Origin of the sequence: Rhodococcus sp. ACT016, assembly GCF_050477185.1 — a bacterium.
Lineage (GTDB): Bacteria > Actinomycetota > Actinomycetes > Mycobacteriales > Mycobacteriaceae > Prescottella.
In genome coordinates, this window is sequence record NZ_JBEAET010000001.1 from 886,741 (window position 1) to 908,324 (window position 21,584).

The window sequence follows — 21,584 nt, forward strand, 5'->3', positions numbered from 1 at the left end:
GCCGGCCGCACCTCAGTGCAGCCGGTTCTGCGCCGCCTCGAGTCCGAGCTGGAGGACGAGTTCGACGGCGTCGGCGGCTTCCTCGCAGACGAGGTCGAGTTCCTTGCGTTCGACGGACGAGAACGGCTTGAGGACGTAGTCGGCGGGGTCCTGTCGTCCCGGGGGTCGGCCGATGCCGACGCGGGTGCGCAGGTAGTCCTTGGTCCCGAGCGACTGCGAGATCGAGCGCAGGCCGTTGTGTCCGCCCTCGCCGCCGCCCTGCTTGAGGCGGATGGTGCCGTAGTCGAGGTCGAGTTCGTCGTGGATGACGACGATGTTCTCCGGCTTCACGGAGAAGAAGCGGGCGAGTCCGGACACCGCACCGCCCGAAAGGTTCATGTAGGAGCGCGGTTTCGCCAGGATCACCTGCCGCCCGACGAGCCGGGTCTGCACGATCTCGGCGCCACTGCGCTTGTGTGCGCTGAACTTTCCGCCCACGCGCCCGGCGAGGACGTCGGCCACCATGAATCCGATGTTGTGGCGGGTCTTCTCGTACTGCGGTCCCGGGTTACCCAGGCCGACGACCACTGCGGTGCCGGTCTCGTCACTCACTGCTCGGGCGTCCTTTCGATGCGACGGTGCTCATACGACAGCGGCGCGCCGAACCCCGAACCGGGATCGGCGCGCCGCTGGGCGTTCAGCGCGGAGCTGATCAGGCCTCTTCGGCCGCTGCCTCGGTCTCCTCGCCGGCGGCGGGCTCGGCAGCCTGGGCGGCAACGACGTTCACGAGCAGCAGCTCGGCGTCGTCGGCCAGGGTCGCACCCTTGGGCAGCGCGACCGCGCCGGCCAGGATCTGGGTGCCGACACCGGCGCCGTCGATGGAAACCTCGACGGACTCGGGGATGTGCAGGGCCTCGACCTCGAGCTTGATCGTGGTGACCTCTTCGGTGACCAGCGCGCCCGGAGCGGCGATGCCGGTGACGACGATCGGGACCTCGACTGCAACCTTCTCGCCCTTCTGGACGATCAGGAGGTCGGCGTGCTCGATGTGGCGGCGGATCGGGTGGACGACGACCGACTTGGTCAGCGCCAGCTGCTCCTTGCCGTCGATGTCCAGGTTGATGACGACGTTGGTGCCGTGCGCGCGCAGGATGGCGGCGAACTCGCGAGCCGGGAGGTTCAGGTGCTGCGGGTCGGTGCCGTGGCCGTACAGGACGGCGGGAACCTGGCCGTCGCGGCGGGCACGACGGGCAGCGCCCTTGCCGAACTCGGTGCGCAGGCCAGCTACGAGGCGATTATCGTCAGACATGAAAACGGCTCCTACAACTCACGTGAGATTTCGTTGGCGGTCGTTCGTCGCGGTGAGGGGTGGACGGACACGACCGGCCGGAGCGCACTGCTCTATCGGAGCCGTAGCCGCGTCGATCACGGTGATTCAGCGGTGTTACGCGAATCGCCCTCGCCGAGACAACTCGAAACACATTACCGGATGCCGCCGCAGAAGTGAATCGGCCCGGTCGACGCGAGTGCGGCGACCGGGACGATTCGTCGCGGGTGCGGCGTCAGCCCTTGGTGGCGTTGATGCCGGCGCGGCGGCCGAAGAAGCTGCCGTCACCGAGCGAGGTGCCGGACGCGTAGCCGCCCGCGCAGACGCCGGAGGTGCAGCGGCCGGCGGCGAACAGGCCCGGGATCGGCTCGCCGGAGACGTGCAGCACCTCGGAGTCGACGCTGGTGCGCAGGCCGCCGAGTGTGAAGCCGCCGGTCATGCCGCGCAGATCGATCGCCGCGACGGGGGATCCGATCGGCTTGTTCCATTCCGTCTTCTTGCCGAACAGCGGGTCCTCGCCGTTCTCGGCGTGACGGTTGTAGACGTCGACGGTGGCCTGCAGGGCGCCGGCGGGCAGGCCCATCTCGGCCTCGAGCTCCTCGACGGTCTCGGCGACCCACTTCGGCTGGTGGCGCAGCTGCTCCGTCGCGGTCGTGCGGGACATGCCCTCCTCGTACGCGGCCTCGTCGATGATGAGGAACGACTGGTTCTCGTTCTCGTACAGCGTGGCCTGACCGACGCGGCCCGGGTAGGTGTCCTCGTTGATGTAGCGCTGGCCGCGGCCGTTGACGAGGATGCCCCGGACGAACACCTGCGGATCGCAGAAGAACGCGACCTCGGCAGCGTCCATGTGCGCGAGGTCGGCGCCGAGTGCCTGCGCCATCCGGATCGCGCGGCCGTCGTGCTCCTCGATCGAAGCGGCCGGCCGGCCCACCATCTTCGGCGCGTACGACTCGAGCATCGTGTCGTTGTAGGCGAAGCTGCCGGTCGCGAGCACGACGCCCTTGCGGGCACGGACGGCGACGTCCTTGCCGTACTGCTTGGCCTGGATGCCCACGACGCGGCCGTCGGCGTCGACGATCAGGGCCTGCACGCGCATGTCGTACTCGGCGCGCACACCCAGCTCGGCGGCCTTGTCGGTGAGCGGCTTCATCAGCATGTAGCCGCCGCCGCGCTCGGTGCTGTCGTGCTTGCCGTCCATCTGCGGGACGTGGCCCCGCGGCGCCGGCGGGATGGTGGCGTTGAACGGGGCCGAGTTCTCGCCGCCCGAGTACATCAGGCCGTCGTCGTACGGCGGCTCCCAGCCCGGCTCGCCCCAGAAGCTCATCTTGAACGGCACGCCGCACTCGTCGACCAGCCAGTGGTAGTGGTCGACGCTGCCCTCGCAGTAGGCGTCGATCTTCGATTCGTCGGTGCCCGGACCGAGCGCGGCCTTCATGAAGGCCTTCATGTTGTCGACGGTGTCCTCGAACCCGCACGCCCTCTGCAGCGGGGTGCCACCGCCCATGTAGATGAAGCCGCCGGCCATCGCGGCGGCGCCGCCCCAGCCGCCGGTCCGCTCGAGCACCAGGACGTCGGCGCCCGCCTGGGCTGCTCCGACGGCCGCCGCGGCGCCGGCGACACCGAATCCGGCGACGACGACGTCGGCCTCGTAGGCCCAATCGGTGACCTGCTCTGCCGGGATGGGACGGATCGGTGTGGCGTCAGCCATGTGGTGTCCTCTCGCACGAATAAATGTGTGACACAGATCATTTACACGCGTGCGAGGTTCGGTGGCACACAGATCCCGCCCAGCGGGAGGCTGTTGCCGAACGGGCGGCAGACGAAAGTGGCGCACCTGTCGCGGTGCGCCACTTTCGGACCGATCATCCGTTCGACGGCGCCTCGGTCTCGGTCCCGCTGCCGTCGGTGCCGCCGGTGTCCCCGTTGTCGGTCTCCGACTCGCCACCACCGGTGCCGTCCGACTCGGTGCCGTCCGGGTCCTGCTGGTCGTCGCCCCCGGAGTTGTCCGAGTCGCCGGTGCCTTCGCCGGCGGGAGGTGTCGGATCCTTCACGTCGCCACCGGGTGCCGGTTGATCGCCGCCCGGTGCGGGTGCGGGTGCGGGTGCCGGGGCGGGGGCCGGGGCACCGCCCGCCGCGGCCTGTCCGCCGCTCCGGTTCCCGGTGCCGGCCGCCGGGGGGTTCGCGCCGTCGCCGGTGCCGGCGGCGGGCTGCTGCGCCTCATCGGCGGCCGTGGTCGGAGCGGGGCTGGTCGTGCTCGGTGTGGTGGTGGTCGAGGTGGTGGTCGTCGTCTCGGAGACCGCCGTTCCGTCCTCGTCGTTGCATCCGGTCAATAGCAGGCCTGCGGCGATGATGCCCGCCCCGACGACGGTGGTTCTGGTGCGTCGCATAACTCAATTCCTCCCCAGTGATTGGTACATGCAGGACAAATGGGTACCACTGGAGCCGGATCTATTACGTGAGCCTTGCGAATTAATTGTCCGAATCGTTACTGGAGAGTCGGATGTGGCGGAAGGGTCATTCGAGGTCCGCGACCGCCGTCAGGAATCTGTCGATGTCGCTGTCGGACACGAAGTAGTGTGCCGATGCGCGCACGACGCCGTCGAGACCACGGGCCTGCATGTCCAGCAACGTCGACGACCGTCCGCTCACGGTGACCGTTATCTGCTTGCGCGCCAGCTGTTCTCGAACCTCGTGCGGATCGCTGCCGTCGACGGTGAAGGTCACGATCCCGCTGCGGTCGGTACCGAGATCGCGGAGGGTCACGCCGCGGAGATCGCTCAGGTCGCTACGCATCCTCTCGGCGCGATCGGCGATTGCGCCTGCGGCGTAGTCGATCCCGATGCCGAGGAGGTACTCGGCGGCGGCGCCGAGTCCGAGCCGCGCCGCGACGTCGCACTCGAACAACTCGAACCGCGTAGCGTCGGGCGCCGGCCGGTACTCGCCGGGCGCAGTCCATTCGGCGCTGTGTAGGTCGAGTGCGGACGGCTCGATCGATCTCACGAGTTCCTCACGTACATAGAGGAATCCGGTTCCGCGGGGTGCGCGCAGCCACTTCCGTCCGGTCGTCGAAAGGGCGTCGACCCCCAGCATCGAGACATCGATCGGAATCTGGCCCACCGACTGACACGCGTCCAGCAGCACCAGCGCGCCGTGGCGGTGTGCGAGTTCGACGACCTCCCGGATCGGATTGATCAACCCGCCGTTGGTCGGCACGTGGACCAGCGAGACGAGCCGGACCCGCTCGTCGAGCATCCGATCCAGGGCCTCGAGATCGATGCGGCCCTTGGGATCGCTCGGCACCGCCTCGACGGTTGCGCCCGTCGCGCGGGCGCGGTGCAGCGCGGTGATGGCGTTGCTGGCGTACTCCACCTGCGAGATCAGGATCCGATCGCCCGACCCGAAGCCGATTGCGGACACGAACTCGGACCATGCCCTGGTGGCGCTGTCCATCAGCGCGATCTGCCCAGGCGAAGCGCCGATCAGCCGCGCCAGGGACACGCGTACCGCGGCGAGGTCGTCTGCGCGTTCGGCGGCGGCGACGTACCCGCCCACCTGGGCCTCGCGCCGCAGATGCCCGATCACGGTCGCGAGCACCGGTTGCGGCGGCAGCGAGGACCCTGCGCTGTCGAGAAACACCCGTTCCAGACATCCCGGAGTGTCCCGTCGGAGGTGTTCGAGGTCGAGCATCGGCAATTCCTCCCGATCGGTAGCCACGATGGAGAGCGGGCTCTACCCTCGAGGAGGACGCTCGACCGCTCCCGAGGGGAGGATGGCATGGTTGTCGCAGTCGAGTCCACCGGTTTCACCTCACGTCCCGCGGCCGAGTCCTACGTCGGCGGGGTGTGTTTCAAGCTGGGTCCGCCGCGGCTGATCGGTGCCGAACTCGAATGGCTCACCGACCGCGACAGCCCCTCGTCCGTCCGCCCCGAGCTGGCATCCATCGCCGCAGCTCTCGGGCCACATGCCCCGCGATCGCTCGTCCCCGATTCCCCCGCGTTCCCCCTGCCGTCCGGCAGTCTCGTCACCGTCGAACCCGGCGGCCAGATCGAACTCTCCAGCGCGCCCCGCGACAACGCCGCAACACTCTGCGACGCCCTCGCCTCCGACGAACTCACTCTGCGCGCACTTCTCGCCACCCGCTCCATCACCATGCACGCGCACGCGGCCGACACCCGCCGGGACGCGGAGCGGCTGCTGCAGCTGCCTCGATATCGGGCGATGGAGGAGAGATTCGAGAGCATCGGCCCGTTCGGCAAGCTCATGATGTGCAACACCGCGGCCGTCCAGGTGAGCGTCGACGCCGGGGAGGACCGAGCCGAGGTGGCGCAGCGCTGGGACCTCCTGCACACCGTCGGGCCCGCCCTCGTCGCAGCCTTCTCCTGCTCGCCGCGGCTGTGCGGCGTGCCCCCGGGAGAGTGGGCGTCGCAGCGGATGCGGACGTGGCTCGAGCTCGATCGCTCCCGCACGATGGGGCCGTCGGTGTCCGGGGAGTTCTCGGTGGACCCGATCGGCGAGTATGCACGTTGGGTGCTCGACGTCCCGCTGCTGTGCGTCATGCGCGACGGGCCTTGCTGGACGGCACCCCCCGGCGCGACGTTCGCCGACTGGATCGACGGTGCGCTCGACGACGAACTGGGCCGCCGTCCGACGCACGCCGACCTCGACTACCACCTGACAACGGTGTTTCCGCCGGTGCGTGCCGTCGGCCACCTCGAGGTGCGGTACATCGACACGCAGCCGGGGGACCGGTGGCGGTTGCCGGTGGCGGCGCTCGAGGCGCTGCTGATCGCGCCGGAGGCCGTCGACGTCGCGATGTCGACGCGCGGCCGGTGGTGGGATGCCGCCCGTGACGGGCTCGCCGATGCCGAACTCCGCGCCGATGCGACGGCGCTGCTCGAACTGGCCGCCGAGTACGCGCCGGACGGCGCACTGGCCGCGGAACTCGCCGCGGCGGCGCGCCGGTGTCGCGGGGGCGCGCGCCCGAGCGGGGAAGCGTCGTGAGCGGGCTGCGTGACCAGCTCTCATCGGCGCTGTCGCGCGCCCGTCGGCGCACCGACGCGCTCACCGAGTGCGTCGACGACGCGGACCTCGTTGCGCAGCACTCACCGTTGATGAGCCCTCTCGTGTGGGACCTGGCCCACATCGGGAACCAGGAGGAGCTGTGGCTGGTCCGCGACGTCGGCGGTCGCGACGCGGTCCGGAGCGACATCGACGAGCTGTACGACGCGTTCAAGCACGCCCGGTCCACGCGTCCGTCGCTTCCGCTGCTGGCACCGAACGAGGCCCGGCGCTACGTCGGGGAGGTTCGTGAGAAGGCATGGGACGTGTTGGACGCGAGCAGGTTTCGTGGACGTCGTCTCGAGGAGAACGGGTTCGCGTTCGCGATGATCGCGCAGCACGAACAACAGCACGACGAGACGATGCTCGCGACCCATCAGCTGCGTGGCGGACCGGCCGTGCTGACCGCGCTGCCGGTCCCCGCCGCGGTCACTCCCGTTCGAGAGCGCGAAGTCGTCATCCCCGCAGGTGAATTCGTGATGGGTACCTCGGACGACCCGTGGGCGCTCGACAACGAGCGGCCCGCGCACCGCGTGTTCGTCGACGAGTTCGCGATCGACACCGTCCCGGTGAGCAACGCCGACTACGTGGAGTTCGTCGAGGACGGCGGTTACCGACGTCGTGAACTGTGGAGCGAATGTGGATGGCGGCATCGTGTCGAATCTCGGCTCGAGGCTCCGCAGTTCTGGCTCGACGACGGCAGTGGGCACTGGTGGCGGCACCGCTTCGGGGTGCTCGAGCCGGTGCCGCCGGACGAACCGGTGATGCACGTCTGCTGGTTCGAGGCGCAGGCCTTCGCACGATGGGCCGGCAAGCGGCTACCCACCGAGGCCGAGTGGGAGAAGGCGGCGCGCTGGCATCCGGCCAGCGGTCGCTCGCGCCGGTTCCCCTGGGGCGACGACGAACCCGACCACAGACGAGCGAACCTCGGACAGCGGCATCTCGGCCCCGCCCCGGTCGGGTCCTACCCCAAGGGGGCGTCCCCGGCGGGCGTGCGCCAGTTGATCGGCGACGTGTGGGAATGGACGTCCTCGCCGTTCACCGGGTACCCGGGCTTCGCGGCCTTCCCGTACCGGGAGTACTCGGAGGTGTTCTTCGGTGGTGACTATCGCGTTCTGCGCGGTGGGTCGTTCGGCACCGACCCCGTGGCGTGCCGGGGCACCTTCCGGAACTGGGACCACCCGATCCGCCGCCAGATCTTCGTCGGCTTCCGCTGTGCGAGGGACACGTGATGTGTCGACATCTCGGCTACGTCGGTCCGACGCGCTCGGTGCGCGAGGTGATCACGGCGGGCGAGTTCTCGCTGCTGCGGCAGTCGTGGGATCCGCGCGACATGCGCGGCGGCGGCACCATCAACGCCGACGGGTTCGGTGCGGCGTGGTGGGGGCCGACACTCTCGCGCTACCGCAGCGCGATGCCGATCTGGTCGGACCCCGCTCTGCCCGAGATGCTTTCGCGGGTGCGCTCGCATGCCGTCCTTGCGGCGATCCGGTCGGCGACCGTGGGAATGCCGGTCGAACGCAGCGCGTGTGCACCTTTCGTCTCAGGGCACTGGGCGTTCAGCCTCAACGGGCGGATCGTCGGCTGGCCCGAGTCGATGGTCGAGCCCGCCCGGAGTGTCCCCACCGTCGATCTGCTGGGACTGGAAGCGCCCACCGACTCGGCCCTGCTGTGGTTGCTCGTGCGAGACGCGCTGCGCGACAACAGCCCGGAGGTCGCGCTGATGCAGGTCACCGCGCTGGTGACCGAGGCCGCACCCGGATCGAAACTGAACATGCTGGTCGGGGACGGGCGACAGCTGTGGGCCACGACGTGGGACCACTCGCTGTCGGCCCTCGTCGACGACGACCGCGCGATCCTGAGCTCCGAGCCGTACGACCGCAACCACAACTGGAAGGAGATACCCGACGGCCACATCGTCACCGCTCGACCCGGTCACCTGATAGCGACCCCGATGTGACATTCGAACCGACTTCCCGAACCGACATCCGGAACAGAAAAGGAGAACCGGTGAGCGCACCGACCCTGGAGGTTCACATCGCACCCGAGCAGCTGACCGCGGCGCTGCGGACGGACGCCGCGCGCGGGCTGACGTCGTCGCCCAAGTGGTTGCCACCCAAGTGGTTCTACGACGCGCGTGGCAGCGAGCTGTTCGAGCGGATCACGCGGCTGCCGGAGTACTACCCGACGCGGACCGAACGGGCGCTGCTCGAGGCCCACGCACGCGAGATCGCCGACGTTGCGGTACCGGAGATCCTGGTCGAACTCGGGTCGGGGTCGTCGGAGAAGACGCGGCTGCTGCTCGGGGAACTGGGGGTGGGGGGCTCGCTGGAACGGTACGTCCCACAGGACGTCTCGGAGAGCGCGTTGCGCGAAGCCACGTGGCGCATCGCGAAGGAGTTCCCCGAGATCCGAGTGCACGGGGTCGTCGGGGACTTCACCGAGTCACTGCACCATCTGCCCCGTGGGGGACGCCGGATGATCGCGTTCCTCGGCGGCACGCTCGGCAACCTGGTGCCCGACGAGCGCCGCGCGTTCCTCGCCGGTATCTCCGACGTCCTCGAATCCGGCGAGCACCTGTTGCTCGGTGTCGCGTTGGTGACCGACCCGGCGGTATTGGTTCCGGCGTACGACGACGCGGCCGGGGTGACCGCGCAGTTCGACCTCAACGTGCTCTCGGTGTTGAACAAACAGTTGGGGGCCGACTTCGAGCTGGAACGGTTCCGGCACCTCGCGGTGTGGGACCCGGACAACGAGTGGATCGAGATGCGGCTCGAGGCGACGGCCGAGATGACCGTGCGCGTAGCGGATCTCGGCCTCACCGTGCCGTTCGGCTCGGGAGAGCAGATGCGCACCGAGATCTCCGCCAAGTTCCGGGAGGACGGTATCCGCGCCGAACTCGCGGCCGCCGGATTCGACGACGTCCTCACCTGGACCGACTCGGACCGGCGTTTCGCGCTGGTCTGTGCCCGCCGTGGCTGACTAGGCGTCCACGTAGGGATCGGCCAGCGTCAACTGCATGTAGGTCATGTCCAGCCAGCGGCCGAACTTGCGACCGACCTCCGGCATCTGGGCGACCACCCGGAAGCCGAAGCGCTCGTGCAGCGCGATGGACGTGGTGTTCGTCGACTCGACACTCGCGACGATCACGTGGACGCCGCCGGCGCGGGCCCGCTCGATCAGCTCGGTCATCAGAGCCGTCGCGATGCCGCGACGGTGGAAGTCGACGTGCACGTACACCGAGTTCTCGACGGTGTGCCGGTAACCGCTCTTCGGTCGCCACACGCCGTAGGACGCGTAACCCGCGACGCGGCCATCGATGTCGGCCACCAGGATCGGGAACCCGTGGCGGCGGCGGTCGTCGAACCACGACCGCCGCTCGTCGAGGTCGGCGGGAGTCTCGTCCCAGATCGCCGTCGAGTTGGCGACGGCTTCGTTATGGATCTCGAGGATCTCGGGGAGATCGCTGTCGACGGCGTCACGGACGAGCATGTGAATCGTGTGTCTCCTACGCGCCCGCGCTGCGGCGCGCCTTCTCCAGGGCGGCGAGCGTGCGGAGGATGGTCGCCTTCTGGCTGTTGAGGTCGTTGAGGCGGGCACGCGCCGCCAGCCCCTGCGCGGACTCGGCGAGCCCGATCTGCGCATCGACCTTGGTGAGCTGCTCCAACAGGCCGGTCACGCGCTCCTCGAGCGCCGCGACGTCGAGCTTCTTCGCCGGTGCGACGGCCGCGGTGGGTGTCGGAGCCGGAGCGGACGGCGTCGTGCGGGGACGGGCGGGCGCCTTACGGGCCGGCGCGGACTCGGCGTCGAAGGCGCTGACGATGCGAGCGGCCTTGGGACGCATCGACTTGCGGACGAGGGCCGGGTCCGGCGGCTCGGCCAGACGGATCCCGTTCAGCGCGGCACGGGCGTCGCGTGCGGCGACGCGCCACTCACGCTCTTCCTCGTCGTCGGACTGCAACGTGCCGCCGATCGGGCGCAGACCGTACATGCCCATGAACTTGCGGGCCTCGTCGATGATGCCCTCGTGCTCGCGGCACACACCGCAACGCGGCTCGTTGCGGAACTCCTCGATCGAATCGTCGCTTCCACACCACACACAAGACCCGGGAGTCCATCGGCGAACCGGTTGGCTGTTGGAGATTTCAGGGCTTGCGGCTGGGCTTTCCAGGGTCTGCGCGTCGATCACGACGAGCCACAATAAGGCACCGCTTCGCGCCCGGCTACACCGAGGTCCACTTTTCTCTCTGCGCGTGACCAAACTCATGTTCGACAGGGACCCGGGGCGGCAAAGTCTTGTGCCACACGAGTTCTCCGCTCGAGCGTCACGTCGCTTCCATCAGCCGAATACTCCGGTGAACCAATCCACGAGGGGGCGCATCGCGCGCCAGGATTGCCGCACGTGATCGGCCGCGTCGGGCGTGCCCAGCCAGTCCGGGCAGCCCGGATTCGACCCGGCGGTGAGGGAGCGGTGCCGGAGCAGTTCGATGCGTGGATGGTCGGCGGCGACACCGCGTGGCCTCGTCGCGAGGCAGTCACCGCCGATGTCGAATCCCGACGACTCGAGTTTGCGCACGACCCGCTGCAGGGCGCGGCCGTGCCGCTCGTCGTCGACGGCCTCGCGGTAGCGCGCGAGTTGCTCGGAGGTGTGCGAGTAGTAGCCGCCGGCCACGAACAACCCGGACGCGTCGACCTGTACGTAGAAACCGACACCGGGGCACGCCTCGACGAACCCACCCTGATGGGTCTTGTACGGCGACTTGTCCTTCGAGAACCGGACGTCGCGGTAGGGCCGGAAGACCTTGCCGGACCCGAATTCCGGTTCGAGTTCGGCAAGCAACTCGACCATGGGTGCGCGCACGTCGGTGTCGTAGATCGACTTGTGGGAGGTCCAGAAGGCCTTGCTGTTGTCGGCCTCGAGGTCCTCGTAGAAATCCAGTGCGGTGGTCGGGAAGCCGGAGAACACACCGGAAACACTACGCCCGTGCCCGGTCCGCCAGCAGCGAACCGGGCACGGGCGAGGAAACGGATCTAGGCGATGCCGTTGAAGAGGGACGTCACCGAGCCGTTCTCGAAGACCTCCTGGATGGTCCGCGCGAGCAGCGGAGCAATCGAGAGGACCGTGAGCGTCGGGAACCGCTTCTCCTCGGGGATCGGCAGCGTGTTGGTCGCGATGACCTCCTTGGCGCCGCAGTTCGCGAGACGCTCGGCGGCCGGGTCCGAGAACACACCGTGCGTGGTGGCGATGATGACGTCGCCGGCGCCCGAGTTCTTCAGGACCTCGACGGCGCCCGCGATGGTGCCGCCGGTGTCGATCATGTCGTCGATCAGCACGCAGGTGCGGCCGCTCACGTCACCGACAACGCGGTTGGACTTCACCTGGTTCGGCACCAGCGGGTCACGGGTCTTGTGGACGAACGCCAGCGGCGCGCCGTCGAGGGCGTCGGCCCACTTCTCGGCGACCTTCACGCGGCCCGCGTCGGGGGACACGACGCAGATGTTCTCGGTGCCGTAGTTGTCGCGCACGTAGTCGGCCAGCTGACCGAGAGCGTGCATGTGGTCGACCGGTCCGTCGAAGAAGCCCTGGATCTGGTCGGTGTGCAGGTCGACCGTGATGATGCGGTCGGCGCCGGCGGTCTTGAGCAGGTCGGCGATCAGGCGAGCGGAGATGGGCTCGCGACCGCGGTGCTTCTTGTCCTGGCGCGCATACGGGTAGAACGGCAGGATCGCGGTGATGCGCTTGGCGGATCCACGCTTGAGGGCGTCGATCATGATCAGCTGTTCGACGAGCCACTGGTTGAGCGGGGCGGGGAAGCTCTGCAGCACGAAGGCATCCGAGCCTCGCACCGACTCCTCGAACCGGACGAAGATCTCGCCGTTGGCGAAGTCACGAGCCGTCTGCGGCGTGATCTTGATGTCCAGTTCCTTGGCCACCTGCTCCGCCAGTTCGGGGTGTGCGCGGCCCGAGAAGAGCATCAAGTTCTTCTGCACGTCGCTGGATATCGCGCTCACTGGTCTTCGCCATCCTTTGGTTCTTGCCGATCGGTATCTTGCTGGAGTGCTAGTGCCGCCGCCTCCGCGGCGGGAGTGCCGGGCCTGTTGCGCTCGACCCAACCCTCGATGTTGCGTTGCTTTCCGCCCGAGACGGCGAGCGCCCCCGGCGGAACATTGTTGCGCAGGACGGTACCCGCGCCCGTGTAGGCGCCGTCCCCGACCTGAACCGGGGCGACGAACATCGTGTCGGATCCGGTGCGTACATGCGAACCGACGACGGTGCGGCTCTTGTTCACACCGTCGTAGTTCACGAAAACGCTGGATGCTCCGATGTTGCTGTGCTCGCCGACAGTCGCGTCCCCGACATACGTGAGGTGCGGCACCTTCGAGTGCGCGCCGATGTCGGCGTTCTTGGTCTCGACGAAGGCGCCGAGCTTTCCGGACGCGCCCAGGACGGTGCCGGGGCGCAGGTACGTGTAGGGGCCGACGGTCGCGTCGGGGCCGATCACCGCATCGTCGCCGTGCGTCCGGATCACCGACGCACCCTTGCCGACGGTGACGTCGGTGAGCGTGGTGTCGGGGCCGATCACGGCGTCCTCGCCGATGTCGGTGGAGCCGCGGAGCTGCACGCCCGGGCGCAGGGTCACGTCCCGGTCCATCGTCACGTCGACGTCGACCCACGTGCTGGACGGGTCCTCGACGGTGACGCCGGCGCGCATGTGCCGCTCGAGGATCCGTCTGTTCAGTTCCTTTGCGAGAGTGGCGAGCTGGACGCGGTCGTTCGCGCCGGCCACCAGCTGGCTGTCTGCGATGTGCTGCCCCCGAACGGTTTTCCCGGCCTGTCGGGCGATCGCGATGACGTCCGTCAGGTACAGCTCGCCCTGCGCGTTGTCCGCACTCAGGGACGCCAGCGCGCCGCGGAGCGTGGCCGCGTCGAAGGCGTAGACCCCGGAGTTGACCTCGGTGATCGCGCGCTGTGCCTCGGTGGCGTCGGCCTGCTCGACGATCGCGGCGACCTCGCCGTCCGTGGTCCGCAGGATGCGTCCGTAACCGGTGGGATCGGGTGCCGTCGAGGTGAGGACGGTCACCGCGGCCGCCGGCTCGGCGGTATGGGTCCCGAGCAGGGCGCGGAGCGTGTCGGCATCGAGTAGTGGGACGTCCGCGGCGGTCACCAGCACGGTGCCGTCGAAGTCGTCGGGCAGCGCGGTCAGTCCGCAGCCGACGGCGTGACCGGTGCCGTTCTGCTCGTGCTGGACGGCGGTCGCGACGGCTCGTCCGAGGTCCTTGGCGACCGCGTCCACGGCGGCACCGACCGCCTCCCGATCGTGCCCGATCACAGTCACGAGTTCGGTGGGGTCGACCGCGGCGGCGGCATGGAGCGAGTGGGCGAGCATCGATCGACCTGCCAGGGTGTGCAGCACCTTGGGGGTCTTCGACCGCATTCGAGTCCCTGCACCGGCGGCGAGGACGATGACAGCGGTCTGCGATGGCATGAAGCTCCCTCGAAGTCGATCTACGCTTAGCCGCCGGGGCGGCCGGACTCGTCGCACACGTTCCGGAAAAGAATATCGCGAGCGGTTCACACCACAGCAACGTGCCCGAGCGTAGCGGTGCGTGAGCGCGGTCGCCGGTGGATCTGCGCGCGCCGGATCGGGCCAGTCGCCGCACGAGTTAGCGGGAAGGTAACGCGATAGGACCGCACGGTCGGATCGGGGTGTCCGGAATCACAGCCGGGTGGGGCCGGGTGGGTTGATGGGCTCCGCCGCCAGGACTCGAACCTGAACTATCTGAACCAAAATCAGAGGTGCTGCCATTACACTACGGCGGATTACCGCGCGGGCGAGCTGGCGCTCGCAGCGCGGGAACGATCCTCGCATGCCGACGCGCCGCGCGTCGAACTGCTCGAAAAATTCGCCCGCGGCGTGTCGGAAAGGACGGTTACCTCGAGTGTCGCGACCAGCACGGGAGTCCTCGAACCCCGAGCGTGCACCGCGGACCCGGATGACGGGGACGCAACGTCGGGAACAGTTGATCGAGATCGGCCGGACGCTCTTCGCGGAACGCGGGTACGAGGCATCCTCGATTGAGGAGATCGCGGCCCGCGCGCAGGTGTCCAAGCCCGTGGTCTACGAACACTTCGGGGGCAAGGAAGGTCTCTACGCGGTCGTCGTGGACCGGGAGATGTCGAAGCTGCTCGAGATGGTCACGTCGTCGCTGACACAGAACCGCTCACGGGTCCGGATCGAGCGGGTGGCGCTGGCGCTGCTGACCTATGTCGAAGAGCGCACCGACGGGTTCCGGATCCTCGTGCGCGACTCGCCGGTCGCGGCCCCCGAGGGAACGTACTCGAGTCTGCTCAACGAGGCCGTCCGACAGGTCGGACACATACTGGCCGGGGATTTCGCCCGCCGGGGCTTCGACCCCGAACTCGCGCCGTTGTACGCCCAGGCCCTCGTCGGCATGGTCTCGACGACCGCGACGTGGTGGCTCGACGAGCGGGCCCCGTCGAAGGAGGTCGTCGCCGCGCACCTGGTGAATCTGTGCTGGAACGGGTTGACGAACCTCGAGGCGGATCCGCAGCTCGGGGAGTGATCCGTCCGTACGGGACCGTGCCGGGTGCCGGGCTCCGTGTCGGTCCGCGCGCCTAGAATCGAAAAGTCTGCATTTCACGACATCAGGAGCGCCGTCGTTGTCTTCCGTGTCCTCTTCAGCTCCGTCCGTGGCCCCTGCCGGTGTGCCCACACCGCTAGCCGGGCTCGCGCGGACAGCCCTCGCGGACGCCGCGATCGGTCGGGTGCTCGACAGTGTGGGTCGCGCGGCCGTCGACATCGTCGCACCCAACCCGGTGCGCCCGTTCGTCGCGACGGCGCTCGCCGAGAAGACGCAGCTGCTGCTGGTCACCGCGACCGGGCGGGAGGCCGACGACCTCACCGTCGAGCTGCGGGAGATCATCGGTGACGCCGTCGCGCAGTTCCCGTCGTGGGAGACCCTCCCGCACGAGCGGCTCTCTCCGAGCGCCGACACCGTCGGACGCCGGCTGCAGGTGCTGCGTCGGTTGACGCGTCCCGACGACTCCGAGTACGGCCCGCCGCTGCGGGTGATCGTCACCACGGTGCGCTCGCTCGTACAGCCCATGGCGCCGGGGTTGGGTGACATCGAGCCGGTCATCCTGCGGGTCGGTGCCGAACACGACTTCGACACCCTGATCTCCCGCCTGGTCGAGCTCGCGTACACCCGCGTCGACATGGTCGGCAAGCGCGGCGAGTTCGCGGTCCGCGGCGGCATCCTCGACATCTTCCCGCCCACCGCGGACCATCCGGTGCGTGTCGAGTTCTGGGGTGACGAGGTCACCGAGCTGCGCGCGTTCTCGGTCGCCGACCAGCGTTCGCTGCCCGAACTCGAGCTCGCCACGGTCATCGCGCCGCCGTGCCGGGAACTGCTGCTCACCGAGTCGGTGCGCGACCGTGCCGCGCAGCTCGCGGCCGACAACCCGGCCGACGCGGCGCTGGTCGAGATGCTCGACAAGCTCTCGGCCGGCATCCCGGTCGAGGGCATGGAGGCCCTGCTGCCGCTGCTGCAGCCGGGTGAGCTGCAGCTGCTCACCGAGGTGCTGCCGCGCGACACCCACGTCCTGTTGTGTGATCCGGAGAAGATCCGCACCCGCGCAACGGATCTCGTGCGCACCGGTCAGGAGTTCCTGGAGGCGTCGTGGACGGCGGCCTCGATCGGCGGCGCCGCGCCGATCGACACGTCGGTCCTCGGCGGCGGCATCGATCTCGGAGCATCGGCGTATCGGTCGCTGCGGCAGGTGCGGGAGACCGCGGAGGCGCAGGGACGCCCGTGGTGGACCATCAGTCCGCTCGCGTCCGGCCGCGACGACGAGATGGTGCTGCCGGTGCAGTCGGCGCCCGAGGTGCGCGGGTCCGACGAGCTGCTGTCGATGCTGTTCGTGAACCTGCGCGCGCACGTGACGACGGGTGGCCGAGCGGTGGTCGTCGTCGCGGGCTCGGGCACCGCGCACCGGGTGCTGGAACGACTGCGCGACGCCGACGTCCCCGCGGGTGAACTCGCGCCGGGCGCCGAACCGGCGCGCGGGCTTGTCGGGGTGCTGTGCGGATCGCTGCACGAGGGGTTGGTGCTGCCGGGCGACGAGGCCGCCGGGATCCCCGGCCTGGTGATCGTCACCGAGGCCGACCTGACCGGCAATCGGGTCGCGGCGGCCGGTGACGGCAAGAAGATGCCCGCCAAGCGGCGCAACCAGGTCGACCCGCTGGCGCTGACCGCCGGCGACATGGTGGTCCACGATCAGCACGGCATCGGCCGGTTCGTCGAGATGGTCGAGCGCACCATCGGCGGCGCTCGCCGCGAGTACCTCGTCATCGAGTACGCGGCCAGCAAGCGCGGGCACCCGGGCGACCGGCTGTTCGTCCCGATGGAGTCGCTCGACCAGCTCTCGCGCTACGTGGGCGGCGAGATGCCCGCCCTGTCCAAGCTGGGCGGGTCCGACTGGCAGAACACGAAGCGCAAGGCGCGCAAGGCAGTTCGCGAAATTGCGGGCGAGCTCGTGCAGCTGTACGCGGCCCGGCAGGCGGCGCCCGGTCACGCCTTCGGTCCCGACACCCCGTGGCAGAAGGAGATGGAGGACGCGTTCGCGTTCACCGAGACGCACGACCAGCTCACCGTCATCGACGAGGTCAAGGCCGACATGGAGAAGCCGGTCCCGATGGACCGCGTCGTGATCGGTGACGTCGGCTACGGCAAGACCGAGGTCGCGGTCCGGGCCGCGTTCAAGGCCGTTCAGGACGGCAAGCAGGTTGCGGTGCTGGTGCCGACGACGCTGCTCGCGCAGCAGCATCTGCAGACGTTCTCCGAGCGGATGGCGTCGTTCCCGGTGAAGGTGCGCGGACTGTCCCGGTTCACCGATGCCGCCGAGTCCAAGGAGATCATCGCGCAGCTCGCGGAGGGCGAGATCGACGTCGTCGTCGGCACCCACCGCCTGCTGCAGACCGGCGTCCGCTGGAAGGACCTCGGCCTGGTGATCGTCGACGAGGAACAGCGCTTCGGTGTGGAGCACAAGGAACACATCAAGGCGCTGCGCACGCACGTCGACGTGCTGACCATGTCGGCCACGCCGATCCCGCGCACGCTCGAGATGAGCATGGCCGGCATCCGTGAGATGTCGACCATCCTGACCCCGCCCGAGGAGCGGCATCCGATCCTCACGTACGTGGGCGGGTACGCGGACAAGCAGGTGGCCGCCGCGATCCGCCGTGAACTTCTGCGCGACGGTCAGGTCTTCTACGTGCACAACCGGGTCAGCTCGATCGACAAGGCCGCGAAGCGAATCCGCGATCTCGTCCCCGAGGCGCGGGTGGTGGTCGCACACGGTCAGATGAACGAGGAGACGCTCGAGAAGACCGTGCAGGGCTTCTGGGAGCGCGAGTTCGACGTACTGGTCTGCACCACGATCATCGAGACCGGCCTCGACATCTCCAATGCCAACACCCTCATCGTCGAGCGGGCCGATTCGCTCGGTCTGTCGCAGCTGCACCAGCTGCGCGGTCGCGTCGGCCGCAGCCGTGAGCGTGGCTACGCGTACTTCCTGTACCCGTCGGAGAAGCCGCTCACCGAGACCGCCTACGACCGGCTCGCCACCATCTCGCAGAACTCCGACCTGGGTGCCGGCATGGCCGTGGCGATGAAGGACCTCGAGATCCGCGGCGCCGGAAACGTCCTCGGCGCAGAGCAGTCCGGTCACGTCGCGGGCGTCGGTTTCGACCTGTACGTGCGCCTGGTCGGCGAGGCCGTCGAGGCGTACCGCGCGATCGCCGACGGCCGACCCGTCACGACCGAGCCGGAGACGAAGGAGGTGCGGATCGACCTGCCGGTCGACGCGCACATCCCGCCCGACTACGTCACCAGTGACCGCCTCCGGCTCGAGGGCTACCGCAAGCTCGCGGCGGCCACCGACACCGACGCCATCGCGGCGGTCGTCGAGGAACTCGTCGACCGGTACGGTCCGCTGCCCGAGGAGGTGGGCCGGTTGGTGTCGGTCGCGAAACTGCGGCTGCTGTGCCGCGAGTACGGGATCGAGGAGGTCGCCGTCACCGGCACTCAACTCAAGGTCTCGCCGATGCAGCTGCCCGACTCGAAGCAACTGCGGCTCAAGCGGATCTACGCGAGCGCGCAGTACCGTGCCACCACCGGGATGGTGCAGATGCCGTTGCCGCGCACCGGCTCCGGAGGTGTGGGAGCCGAGCGGGTGCGCGACGTGGAACTGCTGCAGTACATCGCGGACTTCCTGCTCGCGATGGACGGCAAGGCCGCCGGTTCGGTCGACGTGAGCACGCCGACCGGTGTCCAGGCCGGGGTCTGATGAGCCAGGACGGCGAGCGCCGCGACGAGTGGCGCACCGGTGACGCCCTGATCGAGGCGGTCGAGGTCATGGACCGCCTGTGGAGCTTCGGCGGCTGGGAGGTGACGCAGACCCACGACTCGCTGCGTCCGTACCTGCTCGAGGAGACCTACGAACTGCTCGACGCGATCCAGAGCGGCGATCCGGTCTCGATCCGGGAGGAGCTCGGTGATCTGTTGCTGCAGGTGCTGTTCCACTCCCGGATCGCGGAGGCGGCGGGCGAGTTCACCGTCGACGACGTCGCCGCCACGCTCGTGACCAAGTTGGCGCACCGCAGCCCGCACCTGGCCGACGACATCGTCGGGCCGGTGGACATCGCCGAGCAGGAACGGGTGTGGGAGGTGCGCAAGGCGGCCGAGAAGGCGCGCGAATCCTGCATCGACGGCATCGCGCTCGAACAGCCCGCCCTCGCGCTCGCCGAGAAGGTGATCTCGCGGGCGCGCAAGGCGGGGTTGCCGGACGAACTCGTTCCCGACGAACTGCGGGTGGTGCGGTTGGGTGGGCAGACCAGCGCCGAGGACGAACTACGGAAGGTGACACTGCGATTCGTCGCCCGGATCCGCGCCGCCGAGTCCGCCGCGCACGCGGACGGGGTCCCGTGGGGCGGACTCGGAGCGGAGAGCTGGCTGGCCTACTGGCGGCCGTAGCCGCGCATCAGCTGGGGGACTCGTTGTGGTGCTTCACGATTCGTCCCTTCTCGTCGAGCTCTACAGTGACGTCGATCCTGACCTTGCGCAGGAACTCGTAGTCGTGACTGACGATCAGCATCGCGCCGCCGTAGGCGTCGAGCGCCTCGGCGAGTTGCTCGACGCCGGTGACGTCGAGGTTGTTGGTCGGCTCGTCGAGGATCAGCAGCTGTGCCGGAGGATCGGCCAGCAGCAGCTTGGCCAGTGAGACGCGGAAGCGCTCGCCACCGGACAGCGTCGCCACGGGTCGATCGGCGGAGCTTCCGCGGATCAGCAGACGGGCGAGTTGGTTTCGGATCGTGCCGGCGGGCGTGCCGGATGCGACCGCCTGCACGTTCTCGAGCGCACTCGCCGCTTCGTCGAGGTTGTCGAGTCGCTGCGGCAGGTAGCCGACGCGTTCGGTGAGCAACACACCGCTCACGCGGTCCGGGTCGCCGGTGGTGCCGTCGACGAGGTGCTCGACGAGCGTCGATTTGCCGGCACCGTTGGGGCCGACGAGCGCGACGCGTTCCGGGCCCTGGACGACGACGGTGCGCTCCCCGTCGCGGAACTCGGCGAGGCGCCGGCTCCGCGGCACGTCCGGGTCCGGGAGCACGAGGTGGATGTGTTCGTCTTCGCGCACGCGCCGGGACGCGGCGTCGACGGCAGCCTGGGCACTCTCGACCTTGTCGTCGAGCGTCGAGCGCATCGCCCCCGCGGACGCCTGTGCTCGGCTCGCCCGATTTCCCGCGAGGATCTTGGGGATTCCGCCGTCCTTCTGGGTCTTCTTCGCCGTGCGTTCGCGTCGCGCCAGTTTGGTCTCGGCCTCGATGCGCTGGCGCTGCTCGACCTTGAGCGCCTGCTGGGCCGCCCGCGCCGCCTGGGCGGCCGCCGCCTGTTCCTGCTCGAGGTGTTCCTTCCAGGCGCTGTACGGGCCGCCGAAGACCTCGAGGCGGCTGCCGTACAACTCGGCGGTGTTGTCCATGTGTTCGAGCAGTTCCAGGTCGTGGCTGACGACGATGAGCGTGCCGGACCAGTTGTCGACCATCTCCGCGAGACGCGCGCGGGTGGGGCGGTCGAGGTTGTTCGTCGGCTCGTCGAGCAGCGTGATCGGGGTGCGGCGGACCCGCAGGCCGGTGATCCCGATCAGCATGGCCTCGCCGCCGGAGAGCGTGGCGACGCGACGGTCGAGGTCGGCGGCGGTGAACCCGATGTCGTGCAGTGCCTCGTCGGCACGCGCCTCGATGTCCCAGTCGTCGCCGACCGTGTCGAAGTGATGTGCGTCGACATCGCCGGACTCGATCGCCCGGAGGGCACGGATGGTCTCGTCGATGCCGAGGAGTTCGGCGACGGTCGAGTCCTTCCCCAGCGTCAGGGTCTGGGGGAGGTAGCCGACCTCGCCGACGGTGTCGATCCGGCCCGACGTGGGCCGGAACAGCCCGGCAACGAGCCGGAGCAGAGTGGATTTGCCGGCCCCGTTTCGGCCGACGAGTCCGGTGCGACCCGTCGTGAAGGTGCCGCTCACGTGGTCGAGCGCGACCGTGCCGTCGGGCCATTCGAAAGTGATGTCTCTCAAGGTGACTGCGGAGGTCATCGACATTGCTGGGGTTCTCCTTCGAGAGATCGTGAGGGCCGGCCGGCCGGTGTGTCGGTGGTGGGACTCATGCCTTGCCGCCCTTTCCGGGCAGGATCTGGCGCCCGCGGTACGGGCACACGTGATGCGCCGGAATGGTCTCTCCACAAACGGGATTCGGGCAGGTCGTGAGATCGGGAACGGTTGCTTTCCAATGCGCGCGGCGGTGCCGGACACGGGACCGCGAGGTGCGATGCTGCATGGGACGCCTTTCGTGAAAGGTTGCGGTTCAGCAGTGCTGAAGGACGAAACCGATCACGAACAGTCGTCGAGCAGACGTGCGCCGGCGCTGTGCGCCGAGTGCCTCGAGGCTCTCGGAGATCTTCCCGTGGGCGGACGAAGGCACGCGGGGGCCGGGCGGTCGACATCGCTCTGCATGCAGAACGTGATCGGTACGACGCGGACGTGCCGGAGTGGTCTCGGTCCGTGGGGACCGCGAGATTGCAGCGAGAGGGCACACGGATGTGCTCAGGCCAGTACCACTGACGAAATGGGAAGGTCATTCACCGG

Annotated in this window: 19 protein-coding genes and 1 tRNA gene; 7 read left to right on the forward strand and 13 right to left on the reverse strand. The window is 69.0% G+C overall.

Annotation, left to right across the window (positions count from 1 at the left end; genetic code table 11):
* Positions 1–12 precede the first annotated feature (12 nt).
* The 5 genes from pth to ACQ5DX_RS04245 all read right to left on the reverse strand — a co-directional run bounded on the left by pth (position 13) and on the right by ACQ5DX_RS04245 (position 4,996).
* Positions 13–591, reverse strand: a complete 579-nt coding sequence (gene pth / locus ACQ5DX_RS04225; RefSeq protein ID WP_430331429.1) for an aminoacyl-tRNA hydrolase — start codon at positions 589–591, stop codon at positions 13–15.
* 100 nt (positions 592–691) lie between these two features.
* Entirely contained in the window at positions 692–1,288 is a 597-nt protein-coding gene (locus ACQ5DX_RS04230; RefSeq protein WP_430331430.1) for a 50S ribosomal protein L25/general stress protein Ctc, read from the reverse strand.
* Between the two features lie 253 nt (positions 1,289–1,541).
* Complete coding sequence (locus ACQ5DX_RS04235) at positions 1,542–3,017, reverse strand: FAD-dependent oxidoreductase (protein WP_430331431.1); 1,476 nt, start codon at positions 3,015–3,017, stop codon at positions 1,542–1,544.
* A 154-nt stretch (positions 3,018–3,171) separates the two neighbouring features.
* Complete coding sequence (locus tag ACQ5DX_RS04240) at positions 3,172–3,696, reverse strand: hypothetical protein (protein ID WP_430331432.1); 525 nt, start codon at positions 3,694–3,696, stop codon at positions 3,172–3,174.
* Between the two features lie 127 nt (positions 3,697–3,823).
* Positions 3,824–4,996 carry an aminotransferase class V-fold PLP-dependent enzyme gene (locus tag ACQ5DX_RS04245; RefSeq protein ID WP_430335540.1) on the reverse strand — a complete coding sequence of 391 codons (1,173 nt, stop codon included), beginning with the start codon at positions 4,994–4,996 and terminating at the stop codon, positions 3,824–3,826.
* An 87-nt stretch (positions 4,997–5,083) separates the two neighbouring features.
* Between ACQ5DX_RS04245 and egtA the strand changes: the two genes are divergently transcribed.
* The 4 genes from egtA to egtD are packed head-to-tail and all read left to right on the forward strand — an operon-like array spanning position 5,084 to position 9,349.
* Entirely contained in the window at positions 5,084–6,310 is a 1,227-nt protein-coding gene (egtA, locus tag ACQ5DX_RS04250; protein ID WP_430331433.1) for an ergothioneine biosynthesis glutamate--cysteine ligase EgtA, read from the forward strand.
* Positions 6,307–7,599, forward strand: a complete 1,293-nt coding sequence (egtB, locus tag ACQ5DX_RS04255) for an ergothioneine biosynthesis protein EgtB (protein ID WP_430331434.1) — start codon at positions 6,307–6,309, stop codon at positions 7,597–7,599. The genes egtA and egtB overlap by 4 nt, the downstream gene beginning before the upstream one ends.
* Positions 7,599–8,327, forward strand: coding sequence for an ergothioneine biosynthesis protein EgtC (gene egtC / locus ACQ5DX_RS04260; RefSeq protein ID WP_430331435.1), 729 nt, complete (start codon positions 7,599–7,601; stop codon positions 8,325–8,327). Before egtB ends, egtC begins: the two co-directional genes overlap by 1 nt.
* A 50-nt stretch (positions 8,328–8,377) precedes the next feature.
* Entirely contained in the window at positions 8,378–9,349 is a 972-nt protein-coding gene (gene egtD, locus ACQ5DX_RS04265; protein WP_430331436.1) for an L-histidine N(alpha)-methyltransferase, read from the forward strand.
* On the opposite strand, the gene ACQ5DX_RS04270 is transcribed toward egtD, so the two are convergent.
* The 6 genes from ACQ5DX_RS04270 to ACQ5DX_RS04295 form a co-directional block, all read right to left on the reverse strand.
* Positions 9,350–9,859, reverse strand: coding sequence for an N-acetyltransferase family protein (locus ACQ5DX_RS04270; RefSeq protein WP_430331437.1), 510 nt, complete (start codon positions 9,857–9,859; stop codon positions 9,350–9,352).
* A gap of 16 nt (positions 9,860–9,875) precedes the next feature.
* Entirely contained in the window at positions 9,876–10,409 is a 534-nt protein-coding gene (locus ACQ5DX_RS04275) for a hypothetical protein (protein WP_430331438.1), read from the reverse strand.
* 297 nt (positions 10,410–10,706) lie between these two features.
* Complete coding sequence (locus ACQ5DX_RS04280) at positions 10,707–11,333, reverse strand: DUF2461 domain-containing protein (RefSeq protein WP_430331439.1); 627 nt, start codon at positions 11,331–11,333, stop codon at positions 10,707–10,709.
* Between the two features lie 65 nt (positions 11,334–11,398).
* Positions 11,399–12,379: a ribose-phosphate diphosphokinase gene (locus ACQ5DX_RS04285; protein ID WP_430331440.1), complete on the reverse strand. Its 981-nt coding sequence runs from the start codon at positions 12,377–12,379 to the stop codon at positions 11,399–11,401.
* Positions 12,376–13,854 carry a bifunctional UDP-N-acetylglucosamine diphosphorylase/glucosamine-1-phosphate N-acetyltransferase GlmU gene (glmU, locus tag ACQ5DX_RS04290; protein ID WP_430331441.1) on the reverse strand — a complete coding sequence of 493 codons (1,479 nt, stop codon included), beginning with the start codon at positions 13,852–13,854 and terminating at the stop codon, positions 12,376–12,378. The genes ACQ5DX_RS04285 and glmU overlap by 4 nt, the downstream gene beginning before the upstream one ends.
* 264 nt (positions 13,855–14,118) lie before the next feature.
* A tRNA-Gln gene (locus tag ACQ5DX_RS04295) sits at positions 14,119–14,189 on the reverse strand.
* A 173-nt stretch (positions 14,190–14,362) separates the two neighbouring features.
* Here ACQ5DX_RS04295 and ACQ5DX_RS04300 point away from each other — a divergent pair.
* The 3 genes from ACQ5DX_RS04300 (at position 14,363) to ACQ5DX_RS04310 (ending at position 19,423) form a co-directional block, all read left to right on the forward strand.
* Positions 14,363–14,953: a TetR/AcrR family transcriptional regulator gene (locus tag ACQ5DX_RS04300; protein ID WP_430335541.1), complete on the forward strand. Its 591-nt coding sequence runs from the start codon at positions 14,363–14,365 to the stop codon at positions 14,951–14,953.
* Between the two features lie 142 nt (positions 14,954–15,095).
* Complete coding sequence (mfd, locus tag ACQ5DX_RS04305; RefSeq protein ID WP_430331442.1) at positions 15,096–18,737, forward strand: transcription-repair coupling factor; 3,642 nt, start codon at positions 15,096–15,098, stop codon at positions 18,735–18,737.
* Positions 18,737–19,423, forward strand: coding sequence for a MazG family protein (locus ACQ5DX_RS04310; protein WP_430331443.1), 687 nt, complete (start codon positions 18,737–18,739; stop codon positions 19,421–19,423). The genes mfd and ACQ5DX_RS04310 overlap by 1 nt, the downstream gene beginning before the upstream one ends.
* A 7-nt stretch (positions 19,424–19,430) precedes the next feature.
* On the opposite strand, the gene ACQ5DX_RS04315 is transcribed toward ACQ5DX_RS04310, so the two are convergent.
* Entirely contained in the window at positions 19,431–21,041 is a 1,611-nt protein-coding gene (locus ACQ5DX_RS04315) for an ATP-binding cassette domain-containing protein (RefSeq protein WP_430331444.1), read from the reverse strand.
* Between the two features lie 61 nt (positions 21,042–21,102).
* The gene (rpmF, locus tag ACQ5DX_RS04320; protein ID WP_430331445.1) at positions 21,103–21,276 is read right to left on the reverse strand and encodes a 50S ribosomal protein L32; all 174 of its coding nucleotides are present in this window, start codon (positions 21,274–21,276) and stop codon (positions 21,103–21,105) included.
* Between the last annotated feature and the right edge of the window lie 308 nt (positions 21,277–21,584).

Excerpts from the sequence above, each read along its gene's own strand:
- ACQ5DX_RS04230 (WP_430331430.1), bottom strand. The coding sequence starts at position 1,288 with ATGTCTGACGATAATCGCCTCGTAGCTGGCCTGCGCACCGAGTTCGGC.
- ACQ5DX_RS04235 (WP_430331431.1), bottom strand. The coding sequence starts at position 3,017 with ATGGCTGACGCCACACCGATCCGTCCCATCCCGGCAGAGCAGGTCACC.
- ACQ5DX_RS04240 (WP_430331432.1), bottom strand. The coding sequence starts at position 3,696 with ATGCGACGCACCAGAACCACCGTCGTCGGGGCGGGCATCATCGCCGCA.
- ACQ5DX_RS04245 (WP_430335540.1), bottom strand. The coding sequence starts at position 4,996 with ATGCTCGACCTCGAACACCTCCGACGGGACACTCCGGGATGTCTGGAA.
- egtA (WP_430331433.1), top strand. The coding sequence starts at position 5,084 with ATGGTTGTCGCAGTCGAGTCCACCGGTTTCACCTCACGTCCCGCGGCC.
- egtC (WP_430331435.1), top strand. The coding sequence starts at position 7,599 with ATGTGTCGACATCTCGGCTACGTCGGTCCGACGCGCTCGGTGCGCGAG.
- ACQ5DX_RS04270 (WP_430331437.1), bottom strand. The coding sequence starts at position 9,859 with ATGCTCGTCCGTGACGCCGTCGACAGCGATCTCCCCGAGATCCTCGAG.
- glmU (WP_430331441.1), bottom strand. The coding sequence starts at position 13,854 with ATGCCATCGCAGACCGCTGTCATCGTCCTCGCCGCCGGTGCAGGGACT.
- ACQ5DX_RS04300 (WP_430335541.1), top strand. The coding sequence starts at position 14,363 with ATGACGGGGACGCAACGTCGGGAACAGTTGATCGAGATCGGCCGGACG.
- ACQ5DX_RS04310 (WP_430331443.1), top strand. The coding sequence starts at position 18,737 with ATGAGCCAGGACGGCGAGCGCCGCGACGAGTGGCGCACCGGTGACGCC.
- ACQ5DX_RS04315 (WP_430331444.1), bottom strand. The coding sequence starts at position 21,041 with ATGTCGATGACCTCCGCAGTCACCTTGAGAGACATCACTTTCGAATGG.
- rpmF (WP_430331445.1), bottom strand. The coding sequence starts at position 21,276 with ATGCAGCATCGCACCTCGCGGTCCCGTGTCCGGCACCGCCGCGCGCAT.